The following is a 16,589-nucleotide window of genomic DNA, read 5'->3' on the forward strand; positions in this document are numbered from 1 at the left end:
CCAGACCACCGGGAGCTTTCATGAGATTGGTCTGCCGGAGGTAGTGCGGTGCTCGGCGTTGCCCATAGCACCATCTTCCTCCACGACGCCCATTGTGCTTCTCGCTTTCTTAGCAGCACGCTTATGTCGACGCCTCTCGTTCCTGGCCTCTTGCTGCACTCGGTAGCACTCGAGTGCCTCCCGTCTTGAAACCGCGTCGTAGAAAGTGCCCACCTTCCTATAGCCAAGGCGTTCCAGTCGTCTACATAGAAGGGAATTGCCTGCTATCCCCATAGCCACGAAGAACGCAAAGGCGCCTGGATAGAACCACATCCAAGCCAGCCCGGCCCACCAAGAGTGAATTAGCGGGGTAGTCGCGCAAAGCAGGAAAAAAATAGAGAAATAGGCGATCACTTTCCACAGACGATGGCGCAGTGCCCAGAGCGGGCCGTAGAGAAACCCGGACCAACTCCAGCCCTCATAAACTGCCGCCAAATGCCCAGTGCGATGCCTAAAAATAAGATAGGGTGCGGCGAAGGACAGATTGCCACCCGCGGACATTCGAGGTGGGAGCCAAGATAGAAGGCGCTTCATGCTTGAACATCCATTACCGACGGTGAAGCAGGCTGGTATTCGTTGCTCGCGCAAGGTAATGCAGGGCGGTTCCTGGATTGCATCTTGCGCCAGACCGACAGCTTGAGCGCGAGTCCCGGCGTTCCGGCTGTGGCTCCCGTAGGGTCGACCCACATCAGGGAACTACCCAGCGGGGTTCGACAGACGGCTAGCTGTGCGCGATCGCCCGGTTTCAGTACATTTATCGAGTAGTCCGCCGTTGAGCCTCGGAAAAACACTCTGCCGCTAGCCGTAGCGAAGAGCACTTCCCGATTGCATTGAACGCTATCCCGGTCGAATCTCGGTCTGCGCCTGCTGGATGTACTCGTACAGTCGATATTTTTACTGAGCAGTACGGCTTCGATAATTTCAGGTTTTCCAAGGTGTTGATTGATCAGGTGCAGCGCATCCCGCTCACTCAGCAGCGCGCCGAAGAAACATGAGAACAGGCTCAGGGGCGCCACGATCCAGACCGGGAAAAGAACGTCGGAAACGCGCCGCTCAAGCCAGCAAGCCAACCTGAAGCACAGGTAACCCGCGTGAGTCACCGCAAACAGAACAAGAGCCCTCCACAACCACGTTTCAGCGGGCGTGTACTTGAACTCCGAGTCCATAGAGCGAGCAAAGTCGATGCTTACCCATGCGGGAGAAAACGCAACGACCAAGGCCGGCAGGGTCAGCCCCAGTATCGACACGATGGCGATCGGCAATATCAGCCAATCCTTCTTCGTCAGCGGCCGATCGGAAGGCAGTTTCGAGCGGCCCGGACGCCGCCTATTGGCCGCCGAGGACGGTGTATCCTTGGTCATTGATTTTCCGATTTTTTTGTACTGTTCATGCACAACGCTTGTCAAAGATTCTTTTGAGCACAGCGCCTTCTGGATCGGCCGCGCAGGGCCTGGGCCGGTTCCTAGAGCCCAGGCCGCCTGAGACCCGGGGCCCGCGCCGATGACCTCATCAAGTTGCTCTTGGATCATGCCCATCGCGATCGGCGGCATAGTGCTGCCCGTTCATAGAAGCCGCCGCGACTGCGGCCACACCAGCCGCCAGTAGCAACAGCCTGAAAGCCGAGGCCCATTGGGCGGATAGCGGCTGGGAAGCATCTACCTTGAGCGTGGCCCTGTCGGCCGGCGTGTCGGCGCGTGTCCGAACTTGCACCATCCCTTCAAGTATGAATATCCCTGGCTCGCCGGCCAGCGCCTGAATTTCTCGCCAACGGCCGAAGGCATCCTGAGTCTCCCTGGGCGGCCAGCGCGCTTTGTCTTGCCACGCTGCGGGTACGGGCGGTTGGGAATCATTGCGCCAGCGGTGCGCTTCAAGCTGCACGCCGCCCTGCTGCGACGCCGCTGTCCCGCGCAAGGCCGCTAGCGCGCCGGCATTGAGGAGTGGCGTGCTCAAGGCTCTGGCCTCCTCGCGTATCGCGTTTAGCGTGCTGACATCAATCCGAAAGCCAGGACGCGCCTCCATCGACGAAATGTACTGTTGGGCCTCGTTAAGAAGCCCCGCCGGTGCGGCCCTGCCCAGCGCCTCCCCCCGCGCGAGGAGTCCGGCCGTACTCACCAACCGCGTCATATCCGTCACTGTCAGCGTGAATGCCGGATCGCCGTTCACCCGCGCCACCAGATCCTGCCAGCTCCAGACCGCCTGGCTCTCGCCATCTTCTAACAACGCCATGATGCGCCGCTGCAACGCCGCGCAACGGGAAGGAACGAGCTGCGCTTCCCGGTTTCGCGGGATGTCGCCACAGGCGGCATCGACGCTGCGCACCATACGGCGAATGTCCAGGTAGGCGGACAACCCGGGCGGTTCGTCATACAGGGACAGGACTTTCGCTTGAGCGGCTTTGCCTTGCGCATCGAGTTCATCCTGCAATCGGGTCTTGATCCGCACGGGCCGGAAGACGTTTCCGTCGTGCAATTCGATCCAGGCCTCGCCAAGGTTCAACGGGGCAACAACGGGGCCGGTGCCACCCCAGAGCACGGCACTGCAATTGATGCTCGGCAGCTCTGGGGTTGGGCTGATGTCCGGGTCCATCACCATGCAGCGACCTTGTCCGCGCAATGACACCTGCCAGCCTCGCCCCGGCAGGTCCGCAAGCAGGGCATCGGCCGATTCAAATGTCTGCAGTTGCGCACCTTGCAGCCACGCCCATGCCAGCGCTGTGTCACGCCACAACCCCGGAGAGTGCGTCATCGCGGAGCAGGCGATCACTCCTCCCGTCAGCCCGAGCGCCCAGCATTTGAATACTTCCAAACGCCGTGCCTCCAACTGCTTCCGCTCCTGTTGCAGCAACGCCGCGTCCAGGGGCGCGGGAGACAAATGGGCATGCTCGCCGCCCGGCACGGTCCGCGAAAGAACATCGATCTCTCTGGGCCAGCGCACTTCCGGTGCGAGCCGCCAGGCCAGATTCCGCCTGACCTTGCTGGCTTCATTCCGGGGCACGTTAGGAAATTCCGGCAAGGCCTCGGGTCCCTGCTGCATAAAGATCCGTGCCAACATCCAGCGATGCGCGCCACGCTGGTACTCGGCGTACGCCAATTTGTTTCTGGCCACCACACGGCCGCCAGGTTCATTCAGCACCTCGATGATTACAAATTCGCCATACTTGGTTCGGCCTTTCCGAGCTCGCAGGCAATCCCAATCGTATTCCGCCACACGTGCCCGCCAGGCTCGTCGCGAGAAGGGATTGAAAACTCCCCTGAATCGATGGACATATACCTTGCGCCGAATGCGATTGAACCGGATTGGCTCATCGCGCGGACGCTCCACATCGCCACGAATGGCATGCACCCCCACCGTGAAGAACAACAGGCCGCAACCCAAGAGCATCCACAGCTCGCTCAACGTCAACCACGATTGCGGCTCCAACAGAAATTCGACACCCGTCCCAATGAGAAGAAAAAGCGCCATTGCGATAGAGGCCAAACCTGCATACAGCATGCCGCCGCGTATCGGATAGGACAGTGACAATTCCATGTAGACGTCGTCCACATGAACCGGCGGTGCATCCAGTTCGTCTGGCAGGGGCGCGCGCGCCGGCGCAATGTCAGGGCCGGGCAGCACGCCGCTGCGATACCGCAGCAGGTCCTCGTCAAGCGAGGGATCGTTCTTGTCATGCTTCGTCACAAGCGCCCCCTCGCTCGCAGACTCGACCGATTGACCGTCGTTCACCTTTGCGTTTAGCCAGTCGAATCACCACTGCTTCGTTAGTTCCATAATCTGGTGCTGCGTATTCACCCACCGGCAGCGGTCTGTCTGCTCCGTGGACGCCATTCCGCAAGCCGGTTCCATATTCCGCAGCCAGCGGCGCTGTGCCGCAAGCAGCAATTCGGCCTGATCGGTGTTATCGGATCGCTTTAGCCGGTTCAGCGTTTCGCCATAGATTTCGTTCATCTCCTTGTCTGCCGTTATGTACAACATCCGGTAGGGATGGTCCGGATCGAAATCCTCGCGCGCGTAGACCAAGAGATCATGAAGCGTGGCCGTATCCTTGTTGATTACGCCACCCGCGCTTAACTTAAAACGCACACTCGCGCTGTGCTGCCGCCTGGATGGTGACGGGTATCTCAACACGATCCAGCTCTCGAAGCCCACGGTGTCGAGTATCGTCATTTCCACGGCCGGCACAGGAACGCCCCCCTCCCACAGTTGTAGGAAGTAGCAGGGGCGACCGGCCATGCGGCCGTCTTCATCGAATCGTGTCGAGCAACGTCCCGGCGGCAGCAATGCCGTGGTCTTGTCGGAACATGCGTTGGGACCGTTGGGCACGGTGTCCGTTATCTTGACCAGCAAGTCGACCCGCGCGGGCTGGCCGGGAACGCTACGGGCCGCCAGTACCTGCGTTTCGAAGAACATGTCTGCCTTGGCGGGGGGCGCCACCATTGATGCGGTTCCTGACAACAGCGTCATGGCCCACCATGCCCCTATCGAAGTTCGCAATGGATATCCTTCAACACTGATGGACGATGTCCCTAGATCGTATCGTCGAGAAGACATGGCGCCTCAGTTCCACGGGTTCGTCGTCTCGTCCTTCAGCGTGAAAAGTCGCTGCTGCGTCGCTATCCATTGGCAGCGCTCGGCCTGCTCCGGCGGCTGATCACGGCAGCCGTCCTCCATGGAGTAAACCCACCGGCGTTGCGCCTCCTGCAGAAGCGTGACTTGCTTTTCGTTGTTTGTTCGCTGGAACGATGCCAGGCGGTTGTTGTAGAGCACGCGCATATCTTTATCGGCGTCTGTGTACAACAGGCGGTAGGGACGCTCAGGGTCGAAGTCACTGCGGCTCAAAAAAAATGGCTCGTATGTCGTCTGTCTATTTTCGCTGGAAAGGCCTTTCCAACCTATCTCGACGCGAAAGCCGCCCGCATAGCCGTCTTTGCGCATCGAGGCATACTCCAGCAGCATCCAGCTGTCGAAGCCCACCGTATCAAGTATGGTCACTTTCACCTCGGGAACGGGCGTATCGTCCTCCCATAGGTGCACCACATAGCAGGGACGCCACAGGCTCAGGTCTTCTTCAAACCGCGTCTGACACTCTCCAGGTGGCAGTAGCGCCGGGATCTTCTCCCAACATGCTGGAGACTCTCGCGGATGGTTGTCAGTTATCTTGACTAGCGCGGTCACCAGCGCAGGGGGAGAGGGACGCTTATACCCCAATGAACGGTTTACGACATGCACGGTCACGACATCCGTCGAAAAAGCCAGCTGTGCGCAAACACTGTTGGCGGCTGACAGCATGGTGCCGAACAACAACGCCCGCAAGAACCGCGCAGGCTGCATGCACCGCCTTGTTTTCTCCTGCAAAGCTCCCCCAGGGTGAAGATCAGGGTTGATAGGGAACTGGAATTTGATCACTTTTTCCGAGCGCAAAGGAGTCAGAAGAGTCTCAACTTCGGCGTCTCTGCGTCTGTATCTTCGAAAGAACAATCTGAAAGCTAGCGGCGCCGGCGTACATGCCCGCGTTCAATTCCTACAATGTCGGCTTCATATCCGTTTATCTTCCCTTTCCTCAACGCCGTGACCGGCGAAGGATCCGTTCGCATGTTCGCCACAATAAAAGAATCACTGTTCTGCTTTTCCGGCAAGCTCGACAGGGCCACCTATTGGCGCAGAACACTGGCGGCCATCGTATTGTTCATCGTGCTGATGAACACGCTCCCGGTCGTCCTCAATATCCTCTTTCTCGCCGTCGGCAAGTCCAACCCGCTGTGGTCGCCCGCGCCGGGCATCCAAATCGGTCGCGTCACACTGCAACAGTCGTGGAGCTTCTTTGTCCTCGCTCTCCCGCTGGCGACAGCGCTGTTCTGGTCCTTGCTATCGATCTCCGCAAGGCGGCTGCGCGATGCCGGTCGGCCGGTCTGGCTTCTCATTCCCTTCATGATCGCGCCGGTTTTTCTGCACCTTGGTTATTGGATTTTCTATCTGTATCATCCGTTTTCCCTCCCCGGGGACGGTAACCAATTTGTTGCGCAAGGCAGCTGGCTTCACGCGCCACAATATCTGTTTCCACGCGCGTTCGTGCCGGCCTGGAGCCTGCTCGAACTGAGCTCCGTCCGTTTCTATGAGATCTACGAGCAGGCGGTAAAAGAGCTCGTAGTTTGGCCCACCCATTTCTCCGCCGAAGCGCTCGCGGACCTGGGGATAGAGAGCTTTTGGCGTCAACACCTGGGCTTTCTGGTGCCCGCGTTTTGCCTTTCCGCCTGGGGCTCTTTCGTGCTGGCCCTGCGGCCCAGCCAGACCACCGCGTAACGCTGGGCGCCTGCGAATCGAATGCCCCTTCTTGCCATATTTTCCGCAACGCGCCTGGGATGGCTCCCTCTGTTGCTGGTCTGGACGGTCGGCCCCTTCCTGGTCGCCGCCTTCCTGGACAGTCCCCCGACCATCATCTCCAATGCCGCCACGATTCACCTCATTGGCTGGCTGGGAGCACTGCTTTATTCTGCTTTTGGCACTTGGATGTTGAGCAGGGACTATCACGGACTGGCCATCAAGGAAGGCAGACGCTTCGATGTCGCCATCTCGATCTGGGCCCTAGGCATTGCGGCGTCTGTGCTATTGGGCGCAATGAACGAGCCCATCGCCGAATGGATCAATAGCACGAGTCGCCACTCGACAATGCAACGCAGTCTGCTGCTGCAGTACTACTCGACGGAGCGTAAAGGTGCGCGCAACACGCGCTACACCGTCACGTCCTACGCAGTACCCGACCGTGGCGATCCCGAGAAGGCTGCCTTCATCACGGGTCTGGCGGGCCTGAGGTTGGGCAACAGCATTGCCCATCTATGCATGACAGAACACGTGGGTAGGCTGGGTTGGTATTGGTATGAGAATGTCCATGACTGCGATACGCCGCCTGAGCACCTCGCGCTGGCGTGGCTGGAGGGGCAACGGGTACAGGCGCAAGCCTTCGTGGACCAGGGCGGCGCACTCGACGCGGGGCTCACGGACATTCCGCTATTCCAGACGTACAGCTATTCGGCCATTGCGCCGGGAGCATCTCCCGAAGCACTCGTCAAGGTCATCGAATCCGGCCCAACCCCTGCAGACGATGCGCGCGTCGGTGCAGACCTGCTTGCCCTTGGCCGGCAGCTCCCCTTGCCTTACATGGCCAAGCACAGCGCGACCGTCAAGGCGTGGAGTGACCGCTACATACTGGTGCAGTTGGAAAGCAAACTCTTCCTTCAGGACCGCGCCCGCAACGCCTGGATATACCTTAAGACGGTTGACCGATCGCCAGTGGGCCTCTATGACCGCTCGGTCTGGCTGTTTGGGCGCGACGGCCATAGCCTGTATCAGTATCAGCGCGAGAGTTTCGGACCGGGAATTTTCACGCGATGGAGCCTGACAGATTCGCGGCCTATGACGGGGCGCGACGAGGCACAACGGCAAATCAGCGCGCTCGTGCAGCCTTAGCGCTCGTCCCGCGATCAGCAGGTCAGGATCAGGCTCAATACCGATTCCGTACTTGGCAACGAAATCCGGCCATCCAGCATGGTCTGCTAGGTCGATGTCATCGATGACCTTGATCTTCGAGGCAGCGCGCTCGAAGAGCGCAATGCTCGCGGCGGGATAGTTGTTGCGTGATGGATAGCGCACACCATCAAATTGCGGTGGCGCACCACCTCCCGGCAGCCCGTGCACCTGGCCTGACACCTGGCCTGACACCTGCTGCGTGTACGTGTAGTCGCGGCTGGCCAGTTGTTCCAAGTTCAAGCCAAAATATCCCGCCATCACCCCGTCGGCCGTGAGGTCCGCCAGGTGCAGAGCGTCCAGCACACCTACCGCACGCACCAATCGGCTTTTGACCTCTGCCAATGCGATCGAGCGCTTGGTGTCCGTCAGCCATTGGTGCTTGTGGAACACTGACTCCATCAATGCCGTAGGAAGGTTCGGGCCGAGGTAGAGCACCCCGTAATCCGCATTTGGCGAGTCGTAACGGTTGGTGCCGCCGCGGCCGTAGTACAACGGCTTGTCCCGATAGACCACGCGGCTCACGTGCTGGAGCAGCTCACCCGCGGGCAGGACGCACAACGGCAGCTTGATGCTCATTTTTGCCGCACTTTACTGCACGCTCAGCACATTCAGCACGGCCTTGGCCACATCGTCGATTGAAGCGGCCGTGACGGCTGCAATCGGTGTGCGCCCCCCCAGACCCTCGAGGGGTTCGGACAGCGCACGATACAGCGTCCAGTTGTCGACGCCCTTGCTCTGCTGCAGCACAGCCTGCGTCAACTGTCGCTTCACCGGGTCTAACTGCCAATCGGGCAACTTTTGGCCGCGAGGCCCCACGTTCAGCGCCAACAGTCGGCGGTTATCAATGTCCTTGTAGACCTGCTGGCGCGACTTGCTTGCAAGCCGGGCAAATTCCGGAAGCGGTAGATTGTCCGCCTGATTGAAGGCTTCCAGCCGCAACGCGCGACCACGCTGGATCTCGGTCTCGCCAGGCGCCCAGGAGGACTCGCTACGCAGTGCAGCCGCCTTGCGCGCCAGACTGAGTTCGATTGATTCCAATTCCAATGCCCGGGGCAACTCCACCGCCTCCACACGCTCATGGACGAACGCCTGCAACTCGGTGGCAAAGGCCTGGGCGTCGCGGATTTCTACGGTCGCTGAGAAGCGGCGAACCACATCCTCAACCGTGATGCGCGGCAGGTGGTCGGCAATGAATTCAAGTGTCGTGGACATGGCCATCTCCCATAGGAAAGACTGAGGCAAGGATTACCTTAGTCTCAAATGTCGCATTTGTCAACTATGACAACTTTGTCAATCACCCCGACTCACCCTGGTAGGAAGGTCGGCTCAGCGCTCTGGCCTTTGATATCGAGCCGGCGCTCGATCAGCCTTCCTGTGGCTTGCGCCAGGTATCGGAGGCTTCATTACCAGCCCCAAGTGATCCTCTCCGTGATGAGTCCAGGGTGCTTACTGCACCAGGACGTATTGGGACGAGGGGCTGCCAGAGTAAGATCAGACTCAATGCCAATGCCCCGCTTGACCGCAATCGGAAGGCTCGTGCTACCTGGATATATCACGCTTAACCTTCTCCAGCGCCTGCATAGCCCCTGTGACATCGAACGGTCCTGAGTTGATCTGGGGCTGCAGCTCAGACCTGATCGAGAGGGTGTGGTCCTTCTGGACGATGGCCGCAATCTGCTCAAAGTCGGTTAACACCACGAACGACGGGTCGTCCTCATCCGCGGCAAGGCACGCGCCTTCACTAGGAAGCCACTGGCCGCCGGACTCAATCGTTAGCTTGAGCTCATCGGTAGTCGGGCACTCCAATTTCGGCCGGAGCTCCCAAAAGCACTCCCCACTGAACTTGTAACAGGCAACTCCGAACTTGTTGCCTTGAGCGTCAGTTGTGAAGGCCGCAACTTCCCCGTCTTCCCGAGGCGGATCGAGCAGCCAGTCCGCCGCTGCAGCAGTGGTTGCTGTGAGCAATAGTCCCATCACCAGACTGAGCCTTACGTACAGCATATTGTGCGCTCCTCAAATGATTGGACGTGTCGACTGAACCGTCGGCAGCATACTGCAGGTGCTACAGCGCGACGAATGTAAGGGCCTGCCTTGACTGCGTCAGAACGGACGGCGAGGCGTCAGTGCCTCCTTGGCTCGTTAAGAGCAGCGCCTCAGTTCGACTAGGCACAGATAGGGGGCGCTGCGCTGGTTCCTGGTCCGCTTGGGCTTCTTGGACAGCACTAACGTCAGGTCACGTCATTGGCGATACCCAGCCTCAAGCGCAGCCTCTTTATTTCCCAGACCCGTTTCGAAGTAAGCTCCATCAGGCACTTTGCCTCTGCTTCCTCATGCTTTGGCCGTGTAGCGACGCACTCCTCCAATGCTCGCTTGTGCCACTGCCGCTGAGTGTCGCGCAGCGATGTTCCTGCCTCCGTTGCTGGATCCAGATCGGCCAACGTGTGCCGGTACAGTGTGTTCAGACGATCATCGTAGTACCGATGGAGGAAAGCGTAAGGCCGGTATGGATCCAGCACGCCGGGCAAGCGGCTCAGGTCGAACCACTGCTCCCTGTTGGAGTTGTAAACGCCGAAATAGCCCAGCTCGACTTTAAAGAAATGGTTGCCGAGTTTATCGTTCGGGTCATCCGGGCTGGTGTGCCACTGCAGCAGCAGGTAGTCCGTATTCCCCAATTGCGCCAGTATGTTGGAACGCAGGCCGGAAACGCGCAAGTCACTATCGCGCAATCGCACGGCATAGCAAGAGCCGATGGGAGCGTCGATATTGTCCGGCACTGGCTCGACGCACTCACCTGGCTGTAAAAGGAAGGGGTTGGTTTCGTCCTCGTCATAGTCAACGGCAATGATGCCCAGCAGCGCGGCAACATCGTTGCCATTGCGCGCCATGTCCAGCAGGTCAACCAATAGTAGAGGCTCGGCTCGGACCTGGCCGGTGCACACGGCGGTCAGCACCAGCAACACATTTAACGTGGTATGGCGCAAGCGACTTCGGATCGGCCGCGAGAGCCGCGTACGGGCCTGTGAGACTCGTGTTGAAAATGGATGCATGCGGAACTCCTTTGCCTACTTGTACACGGCATAGCGTCAAGGGTAATGCGGGCCCCATCGATACGGATGGTTCCCCTAGGTCCATTAATTACCACTTCATCTCCAGCATGTAGCTCATAGTCCTTGGTTCGGTGAACAATCGATTCACCCGCTTGCAGCTCAGAGTGCCCCTCCACGGTGTAATCCTGGTTCCCGCCAATGCGCGCCCTGTGGTTGGCCACGGTCTTGTCACGCCGGTGGTTGAGGCCATGGGCCTTGAGCACCGCTTTGGCGATCTGCGGGACGGTGAGGGTCTGGAGTATCCGCCAGTCGGAGCTGAGCTTCAGGCGCGCCAGGCGTGGCTCGATCACAGCTGAGTAAGCGGGTGCGTCGAAACCCGGACTCGCCTTGGACGCAGGACGGCACGGCACCGTACACATGGCGCGCCTCCTGTTGGCCATGCCAGAGGGTTAGGCGCGAGGGCTGATCCAGCACCTGGCCGAAGTCGATTTTTTTGGGGAGGGGAGCTGGCGCTGCTCAACTCCTCCGCGAGGTGAACGGTCTCGCAGAGGGCTTCGCGAAGCTCGAATTCGACGACCTCGAAGACGTCGCGAGCCTCACCGCCGATGAGGTCGAGCGTGAAGCGCAGATCGTTGCGTAGGCACGGAAAACTCCCTGTGATGCCCATGGGTACTGCTTCCCTATGCTATGACCGCTGCCTGCCCGAAGGCGTCGTTGTCGAGAGCTGAAGTGGCAGTCAAAACTCTTCTAATTTGAATCCTATTGCGTGAGTCGTATCGAAGGGGATAAGAGAGTTCCCAAAATAGCTGGTGAACATTCTGAAGTCGACGCGATTGAGCCATCGCATCATGGGCTAGGGCAGGGGCAACTCTTGGCACCGCCAAAGAAGGCGAGCTCGGTGAGGTTGCGTTGTTCTGCCCGGTCCGCGTCGAAGGTTGCGCCTATCACTCCATTGCTGGCTGAGCAGCGACGAAGTTCGTTGAGGCGCAGGCAATCGAAGGAAAGTGGGGGGCGTCTAAGCTCGAAACATTTGCGAGTCGAAAAGTCAGGCGACCTTCGAAATCAAAGAGTCGCACAAGCGACGGTCCCAAGCTGCACTGGTGCGCCGCGGAGCTCTATTCAACAAGCAAACACACGGTGGCCCGCGGCATTGCCGGTGGATCGGCAGCGTCATTCATTGCTATCTACGAAACCAAAATGGAGCTGTGTCGCCGTATTGATCACTCACCTTACCCGGTCAAGCGATCAGCACGCACGATGGTTGGGCCGATGAATACCAGCTTGCGTTGGGTAGCCCCAGCGCCGTGTGCTTGCATTCGAAAATGCGGTCGCCGCCAGTGACTGCTGACTTCTCGTGTGCCTGGTTCTCTAGGCTCGGCCCGCTCTGGTTGTTCATCGAGCAAAGCGGGACCGACGATATGGCGGTCATAGAGTGACTCTATCTCGGCAAGTCGTTCTTCGCGCTTGCGGCGTCCGAGCCCCGGGAAAGATCTTGGAGCCTCGCTGTATGCCCGGTCGCGCGTTACATGGGCATTGCGCACCGAGAGATACAGCAACATCTTGATCGCGTAGTCGAGTGAGTTCCGCCAGTGCTGACGGATACCTTCCATACCATCGAACTGCGACTTGAATGCACCGTCCAGCAGTTCGCGTATGGTGCGTTCGGGATTTGCCAAAGACAACTCGATGACGTCCATAACCACGCTTCGCTCCGGGTCATCGCGATGAGACCAGGTAACGCAATTGATGTACGAGGCCGACTTGAACAACACAATCGACTCGCAACCGCCGGGGCGATGCCAGCGAGAGGGTTCCGGAATGATGCACAAGGCTTGAGCCGGGAGCTGAACATGACCAATTCCCACGTCATCGGCTATATAGCTGTCATCCAGTAGTCGATGGAGTGCGGCGCTAGGTTCGTAGAACACGCCCTCACGAACCTCGAAGGCCTGCCATACCGCACTATGAGATGCTTGCAATGCGAGGGCATTCCGGGAGTAGCCTGCTGCCCCCTCATGAAATGTCGACTGTCCGAGCTTGCCGAATATCTTAACCAGGTTGGCAATTGGCTCGGACTGAAAGAGGGCGAGAACTGACTCCGAGGAATGGAGGTCTGTGCCTTTGCGAAATGCTCGCCAAGCGGCTAAAGCGCCAGTAACTCGATATCGGACGGGCGCAGGAAGCCTCGCATATTTAACGTCGTTGGTTTGGATGCCCTTCTTCAGCGCGTCAAGCAATAGCTCTTTGCCTCGAAAGCCGGTCTGGCTCTCACCGTCTGACTCAACGAGGGGGAGTCGCCTACGCCGCTTGCGATACTGGGAGCTGAACTGCGCATCATGGCGAACGGTGAGGAACACTTTCGCGTCAAGCAGCCTGACACGCTCGCTCCAGCCAAACTCGAAATTGACGCCCTGACCAACTGTCAGCCTGATACCCGCGCTTGGTGACCTGTCGGTCAGCCAGTCGACCAGCTCAGGTCGGAGATATTGCCAGATTGCAGCGGAAACATCTTCCTGCTGCAGCATCAGGGATACGGTCGCCACATCCATGGACACCCGCATCACAACCCCAGGCAAGACATCGGCGCACCTGACGTGCTGCCCGCCCAATTTGCATGACGCGCGCAAGGCTGCGTCCACGATCTCGAACGTTGGGCGATTTGCTCCACCCGCGATGGTGACCCGCGCACCGGGGCGAAGCGATGAGAAGATTGCCTCGCCAAGTTCATGTTGAGCTGGGGGCTGTTCCATAGCAAACCTCGTACAAACGGAGCTGGCTTCTTCACGCCCTGTGATTTAACTCCAAAGACTTGGTAGGCAGTAAGAAGACATTCTTAGATGTTCAGCCTGAACGCATTTACACAGCAATCAGATAGATCTGAAATACCGCCCGGATGCTTCCCTGCTCTCGTTTGTAAGTGCTGGACGCAAAGTCTTAATCACCGTCCACGCTCAGGAGTTGCGCACACCGCTGGCATGCCCACTCCTTCGGTAAGAAGGTCCTCTACCGTAGCAATCTGTTTTCCTGCGCGATAGATATGATTCCGATCGGTCACGCAGCTCGAACTCAATCGGCGTAAAGACGCGTCCATATCCGGACGTTCGATAACTCCTTTGTGGCTGACATCGAAAACTCGGTTGTTGCTCACCAAGAGACTTGGAGTCACGAAGCGAATGTCGTCTGGATTGGCATTTGGTACGAGTTTTCCGTTATGGAACAGGACGGAGGTGTCCCGGGCCCATTCATAATCCATCACCGAAAAGCTCTTTACCGAGGCTGCATGAATAGGTATTGCACGATAGAACACATTTCTACCATCCGTTGCATAGTTGTTGATCCGCATCCCCTGCTGTTGCCACGGCCGAATTGCAGCTACGTCAACGCTGCCGCCTAGCGGATAGTAGTCACGCTCAACACGCGTGCTCCCACCAGACTGGGTCGTTCCTCCTCCCATCCAACTTTGACCTCTTCTAACTGTTTTCAGGGTCGTAACAAAGTAGGCTTTCCCGTCGAGGACCAGATACTCTGGAGGTGAATCTTCCCTCTGTTTGCATTTCTTCGTCCCCGCTGCTTGATACTTTGTCGACCAGTCCGGTTGTGGCGAGGAGTGCCAGTATTCAGTGCACGAGTACTCGTGAGAGCTGCAGCCAGACAGAAAGATCGCCAGGATGCACAAGACGTTTAGATGGGCAAAGCGCTTAGGGTTTGGCACCACTACGCCTCGCCGACAGGGAACATGCCTAGTGTCAATCCTCATGCGCGTGGCACCAGGCGCCAGGTGACCGGGCGGCCATCCACCTCCGGCAAGGTTTCACCATGGGCAAATTCGCGAGCACCGATGGGCAGGTCTTCGCAGGCCCAGATTCCTGGCCAGGGGCATGATTGCCCTGAGGCTAGGCGAGAGCCCTCAAAGCGCGACGCCTCCCATTCCCAGTGAACAGGCAAGCCGTCTACCAGCGGCAAACTATCGCCCGTAGCTGCGCGGAACATCTCTGTGGGATTCCCTGCCTGATGCCAGAGGCCGACGCGCGGCGAAGGCTGGCCGCTGGCACCAGTGCGAGCGGACTGCGGTGGTAGGGGGCAGAGACGATCTATGTCGGGGAACTTCTTGCCAGGTTCCGCTTGAGCTTCGGCCCATCGCTTGTCATAGCATGCTGCCCGCCTGGGATCCTTCTCAACTCCATTGCTCCCTTCTTTGAATGTCGAGTACAACATATAAAGGCTTTTCTCATGGCCGAGCGCAGCACCTCTCTGGAAGGACTCGAGCGCTCGCGAAACATCCCGCTCAATGGTTAAGAAGTGTAGACCCAATGCATACCCAGCCTCGGCGAGATCTTGTCCTAAAGCACATTCCATCCTCTGAACAGCTATTGTGTACCCTCGACTTCTATTAGGTTCTGGCTGCTGGATAAATGCGTCACGTATTGCCTCTCCTGCAGCCTGTTGTCCATAGCGATTACCCAGATCTGCCGATCGTCGGAAGTAACTCAAGGCAGATTTCTCGTCCTTTTTTACGCCTATTCCTTGTTGCAACATAACGCCCATGAGATAGAAGGCGTGGGGTGAGTTGAGCCTAAGGGCCTTTTCGACAAAGTCCACAGCCCTCCTTTCATCTTTGGGTACGCCAGTACCTCGGATATAAAGACCGGCCAAGTTAAGCATTGCCTTGTGATGGCCTTTATCGGCGGCTTCTTGATATAGCTCGAGCATGGCCCTGTCGTTTGCTTGATTGTTTTTTTTCTCAAGTTCGCGCGCCTTGAGAAACAGCTTGTCCGCGTCTGGATCAAGCGGAGGATTTTGCTCTTTCGTGCAGGTGAACTGCAGCGTCTTCCAGTCAGGCACGGGCAGCTTGGCGTGCGCCGCAGCGGTGCTCAGCAAGATCCCGCCGAGCATGGCGATTATTGCGCTATAGCAGTGACGAACGCGCATCGCATCGACCGACATCAGGCAAGCGGCACCAGGCGCCAGGTGACCGGGCGGCCATCCACCTCTGGGAAGGTTTCGCCATGGGCAAATTCGCGGCAACCAAGGGGCAGGTCTTCGCAGGCCCAGGTTCCCGGCCACGGGCAGGGTTGACCTGACACAAGGCGGGAACCCTCAAAGGGTGATGCCTCCCACTCCCAGTGAACGGGCGCACCATTTACCAGTGGAAAACTATCTCCTGCGGCTGCGCGGAACATCACGGAGGGATTTCCTACCTGATGCCAGAGGCCGACGCGCGGCGAAGATTGATCGCTGGCTCCTGTGGTGGCAGATGGCGGTGGCAGGGGGCAAAGGCGGTCTATGTCCGGGAATTTTCTGCCCGGTTCCTTCTTGAGTAAGTCCCAGACTCGATCATAGCAAGCTGTTCTATCTGGATCCTTGGCTACTCCGTCTTTGCCTGTTTTGAATATGGTGCTTAATTTAAAAATACTATCCTTATGGCCCAAGGCAGCCGCTCTTTGCAGATAAAACAGCCCTCGCTCGGGATTACTTTCGAAGCTGAGAAAGTGGCGGCCTAGTAAGTAACCAGCCTCTGCATGATTTTGCGAAAGCGAACACTCCAGCATCTTTACAGCGATGGCGTATCCTCGCTCCTTGTTGGGCCCGGATTCATTTACAAACGCATTTCGAAGTGCTTGCCCCGACGCTAATTGTCCATACTTATTCCCGAGGTCCGCAGAGTGGCGAAAGTAGCTCAGAGCTGCAGTTTTGTCCTGCTTGACACCTATACCCTGCTGAAGCATGACGCCCATCAAGTAGTAGGCGTGAGGTGACTCCAATTTCAAGGCTCGCTCTACCAGATCCAGGGCTTTGCTCTCGCTCCGGTCGACACCTGTGCCACGAATATACAAGCCTGCCAAATTGAGCATGGCTTTGTAGTGCCCACGCTCGGAAGCCTGTTGATAGAGGCGCACCATCTCAGCGTCCTTGGCTTCATCCTGCTGGCTATCCAATCCTTTGGCGCGCTGAAACCACGACTCCGATACGCCATCGAATTTT

General features: G+C 58.3%; 14 protein-coding genes and 1 pseudogene. 2 read left to right on the forward strand and 13 right to left on the reverse strand.

All coding sequences use genetic code 11. The features are described 5' to 3' along the window. Positions 1 to 569: 569 nt before the first annotated feature. The 4 genes from PVZ80_RS08470 to PVZ80_RS08485 form a co-directional block, all read right to left on the reverse strand. Complete coding sequence (locus PVZ80_RS08470) at positions 570 to 1,589, reverse strand: hypothetical protein (protein WP_273863668.1); 1,020 nt, start codon at positions 1,587 to 1,589, stop codon at positions 570 to 572. Beyond that, on the reverse strand, positions 1,549 to 3,717 hold the full coding sequence (locus PVZ80_RS08475; protein WP_273863669.1) for a DUF6708 domain-containing protein: 2,169 nt from the start codon (positions 3,715 to 3,717) through the stop codon (positions 1,549 to 1,551). Before PVZ80_RS08475 ends, PVZ80_RS08470 begins: the two co-directional genes overlap by 41 nt. A 66-nt stretch (positions 3,718 to 3,783) precedes the next feature. Then, the gene (locus tag PVZ80_RS08480) at positions 3,784 to 4,500 is read right to left on the reverse strand and encodes a lysozyme inhibitor LprI family protein (protein ID WP_273863670.1); all 717 of its coding nucleotides are present in this window, start codon (positions 4,498 to 4,500) and stop codon (positions 3,784 to 3,786) included. Positions 4,501 to 4,593: 93 nt separating this feature from the next. Beyond that, entirely contained in the window at positions 4,594 to 5,367 is a 774-nt protein-coding gene (locus PVZ80_RS08485; RefSeq protein WP_273863671.1) for a hypothetical protein, read from the reverse strand. Positions 5,368 to 5,628: 261 nt separating this feature from the next. On the opposite strand from PVZ80_RS08485, the gene PVZ80_RS08490 reads away from it, so the two are divergent. Together PVZ80_RS08490 and PVZ80_RS08495 are read left to right on the forward strand one after the other, a co-directional pair. Continuing rightward, positions 5,629 to 6,336 carry a DUF805 domain-containing protein gene (locus PVZ80_RS08490; RefSeq protein ID WP_273863672.1) on the forward strand — a complete coding sequence of 236 codons (708 nt, stop codon included), beginning with the start codon at positions 5,629 to 5,631 and terminating at the stop codon, positions 6,334 to 6,336. A 72-nt stretch (positions 6,337 to 6,408) separates the two neighbouring features. Then, on the forward strand, positions 6,409 to 7,500 hold the full coding sequence (locus tag PVZ80_RS08495; protein ID WP_273863681.1) for a hypothetical protein: 1,092 nt from the start codon (positions 6,409 to 6,411) through the stop codon (positions 7,498 to 7,500). 24 nt (positions 7,501 to 7,524) lie between these two features. Here the strand turns inward: PVZ80_RS08495 and PVZ80_RS08500 are convergent. From PVZ80_RS08500 to PVZ80_RS08540, 9 genes and pseudogenes are all read right to left on the reverse strand, one after another. After that, positions 7,525 to 8,136, reverse strand: a pseudogene (locus PVZ80_RS08500) (RES family NAD+ phosphorylase); the annotation flags it as partial. Positions 8,137 to 8,148: 12 nt separating this feature from the next. Further along, entirely contained in the window at positions 8,149 to 8,772 is a 624-nt protein-coding gene (locus PVZ80_RS08505; protein ID WP_273863673.1) for an integrase, read from the reverse strand. Positions 8,773 to 9,099: 327 nt separating this feature from the next. Further along, positions 9,100 to 9,561 carry a hypothetical protein gene (locus PVZ80_RS08510; RefSeq protein WP_273863674.1) on the reverse strand — a complete coding sequence of 154 codons (462 nt, stop codon included), beginning with the start codon at positions 9,559 to 9,561 and terminating at the stop codon, positions 9,100 to 9,102. 227 nt (positions 9,562 to 9,788) lie between these two features. Continuing rightward, complete coding sequence (locus PVZ80_RS08515) at positions 9,789 to 10,607, reverse strand: lysozyme inhibitor LprI family protein (protein WP_273863675.1); 819 nt, start codon at positions 10,605 to 10,607, stop codon at positions 9,789 to 9,791. Further along, a complete protein-coding gene (locus PVZ80_RS08520; RefSeq protein WP_337960720.1) occupies positions 10,523 to 11,047 on the reverse strand; it encodes a contractile injection system protein, VgrG/Pvc8 family in 525 nt (174 codons plus the stop codon). Before PVZ80_RS08520 ends, PVZ80_RS08515 begins: the two co-directional genes overlap by 85 nt. Before the next feature lie 789 nt (positions 11,048 to 11,836). Continuing rightward, positions 11,837 to 13,357, reverse strand: a complete 1,521-nt coding sequence (locus tag PVZ80_RS08525) for a hypothetical protein (protein ID WP_273863677.1) — start codon at positions 13,355 to 13,357, stop codon at positions 11,837 to 11,839. 188 nt (positions 13,358 to 13,545) lie between these two features. Then, complete coding sequence (locus PVZ80_RS08530) at positions 13,546 to 13,950, reverse strand: DKNYY domain-containing protein (RefSeq protein WP_273863678.1); 405 nt, start codon at positions 13,948 to 13,950, stop codon at positions 13,546 to 13,548. Positions 13,951 to 14,360: 410 nt separating this feature from the next. Then, entirely contained in the window at positions 14,361 to 15,551 is a 1,191-nt protein-coding gene (locus PVZ80_RS08535; protein WP_273863679.1) for a tetratricopeptide repeat protein, read from the reverse strand. Then, positions 15,551 to 16,589 (reverse strand): SEL1-like repeat protein (locus tag PVZ80_RS08540; protein WP_273863680.1); only part of this gene is annotated, 1,039 nt, incomplete at its 5' end. The genes PVZ80_RS08540 and PVZ80_RS08535, both read right to left, overlap by 1 nt.

Source organism: Pseudomonas sp. B3G-3 (assembly GCF_028640915.1).
Lineage (GTDB): Bacteria > Pseudomonadota > Gammaproteobacteria > Pseudomonadales > Pseudomonadaceae > Aquipseudomonas > Aquipseudomonas chlororaphis_I.

Coding starts and splice junctions, on each gene's coding strand:
- PVZ80_RS08535 (WP_273863679.1), bottom strand. CDS start 15,551: ATGTCGGTCGATGCGATGCGCGTTCGTCACTGCTATAGCGCAATAATC.
- PVZ80_RS08505 (WP_273863673.1), bottom strand. CDS start 8,772: ATGTCCACGACACTTGAATTCATTGCCGACCACCTGCCGCGCATCACG.
- PVZ80_RS08525 (WP_273863677.1), bottom strand. CDS start 13,357: ATGGAACAGCCCCCAGCTCAACATGAACTTGGCGAGGCAATCTTCTCA.
- PVZ80_RS08490 (WP_273863672.1), top strand. CDS start 5,629: ATGTTCGCCACAATAAAAGAATCACTGTTCTGCTTTTCCGGCAAGCTC.
- PVZ80_RS08480 (WP_273863670.1), bottom strand. CDS start 4,500: ATGACGCTGTTGTCAGGAACCGCATCAATGGTGGCGCCCCCCGCCAAG.
- PVZ80_RS08520 (WP_337960720.1), bottom strand. CDS start 11,047: ATGGCCAACAGGAGGCGCGCCATGTGTACGGTGCCGTGCCGTCCTGCG.
- PVZ80_RS08470 (WP_273863668.1), bottom strand. CDS start 1,589: ATGCCGCCGATCGCGATGGGCATGATCCAAGAGCAACTTGATGAGGTC.
- PVZ80_RS08510 (WP_273863674.1), bottom strand. CDS start 9,561: ATGCTGTACGTAAGGCTCAGTCTGGTGATGGGACTATTGCTCACAGCA.
- PVZ80_RS08485 (WP_273863671.1), bottom strand. CDS start 5,367: ATGCAGCCTGCGCGGTTCTTGCGGGCGTTGTTGTTCGGCACCATGCTG.
- PVZ80_RS08530 (WP_273863678.1), bottom strand. CDS start 13,950: ATGCGGATCAACAACTATGCAACGGATGGTAGAAATGTGTTCTATCGT.
- PVZ80_RS08515 (WP_273863675.1), bottom strand. CDS start 10,607: ATGCATCCATTTTCAACACGAGTCTCACAGGCCCGTACGCGGCTCTCG.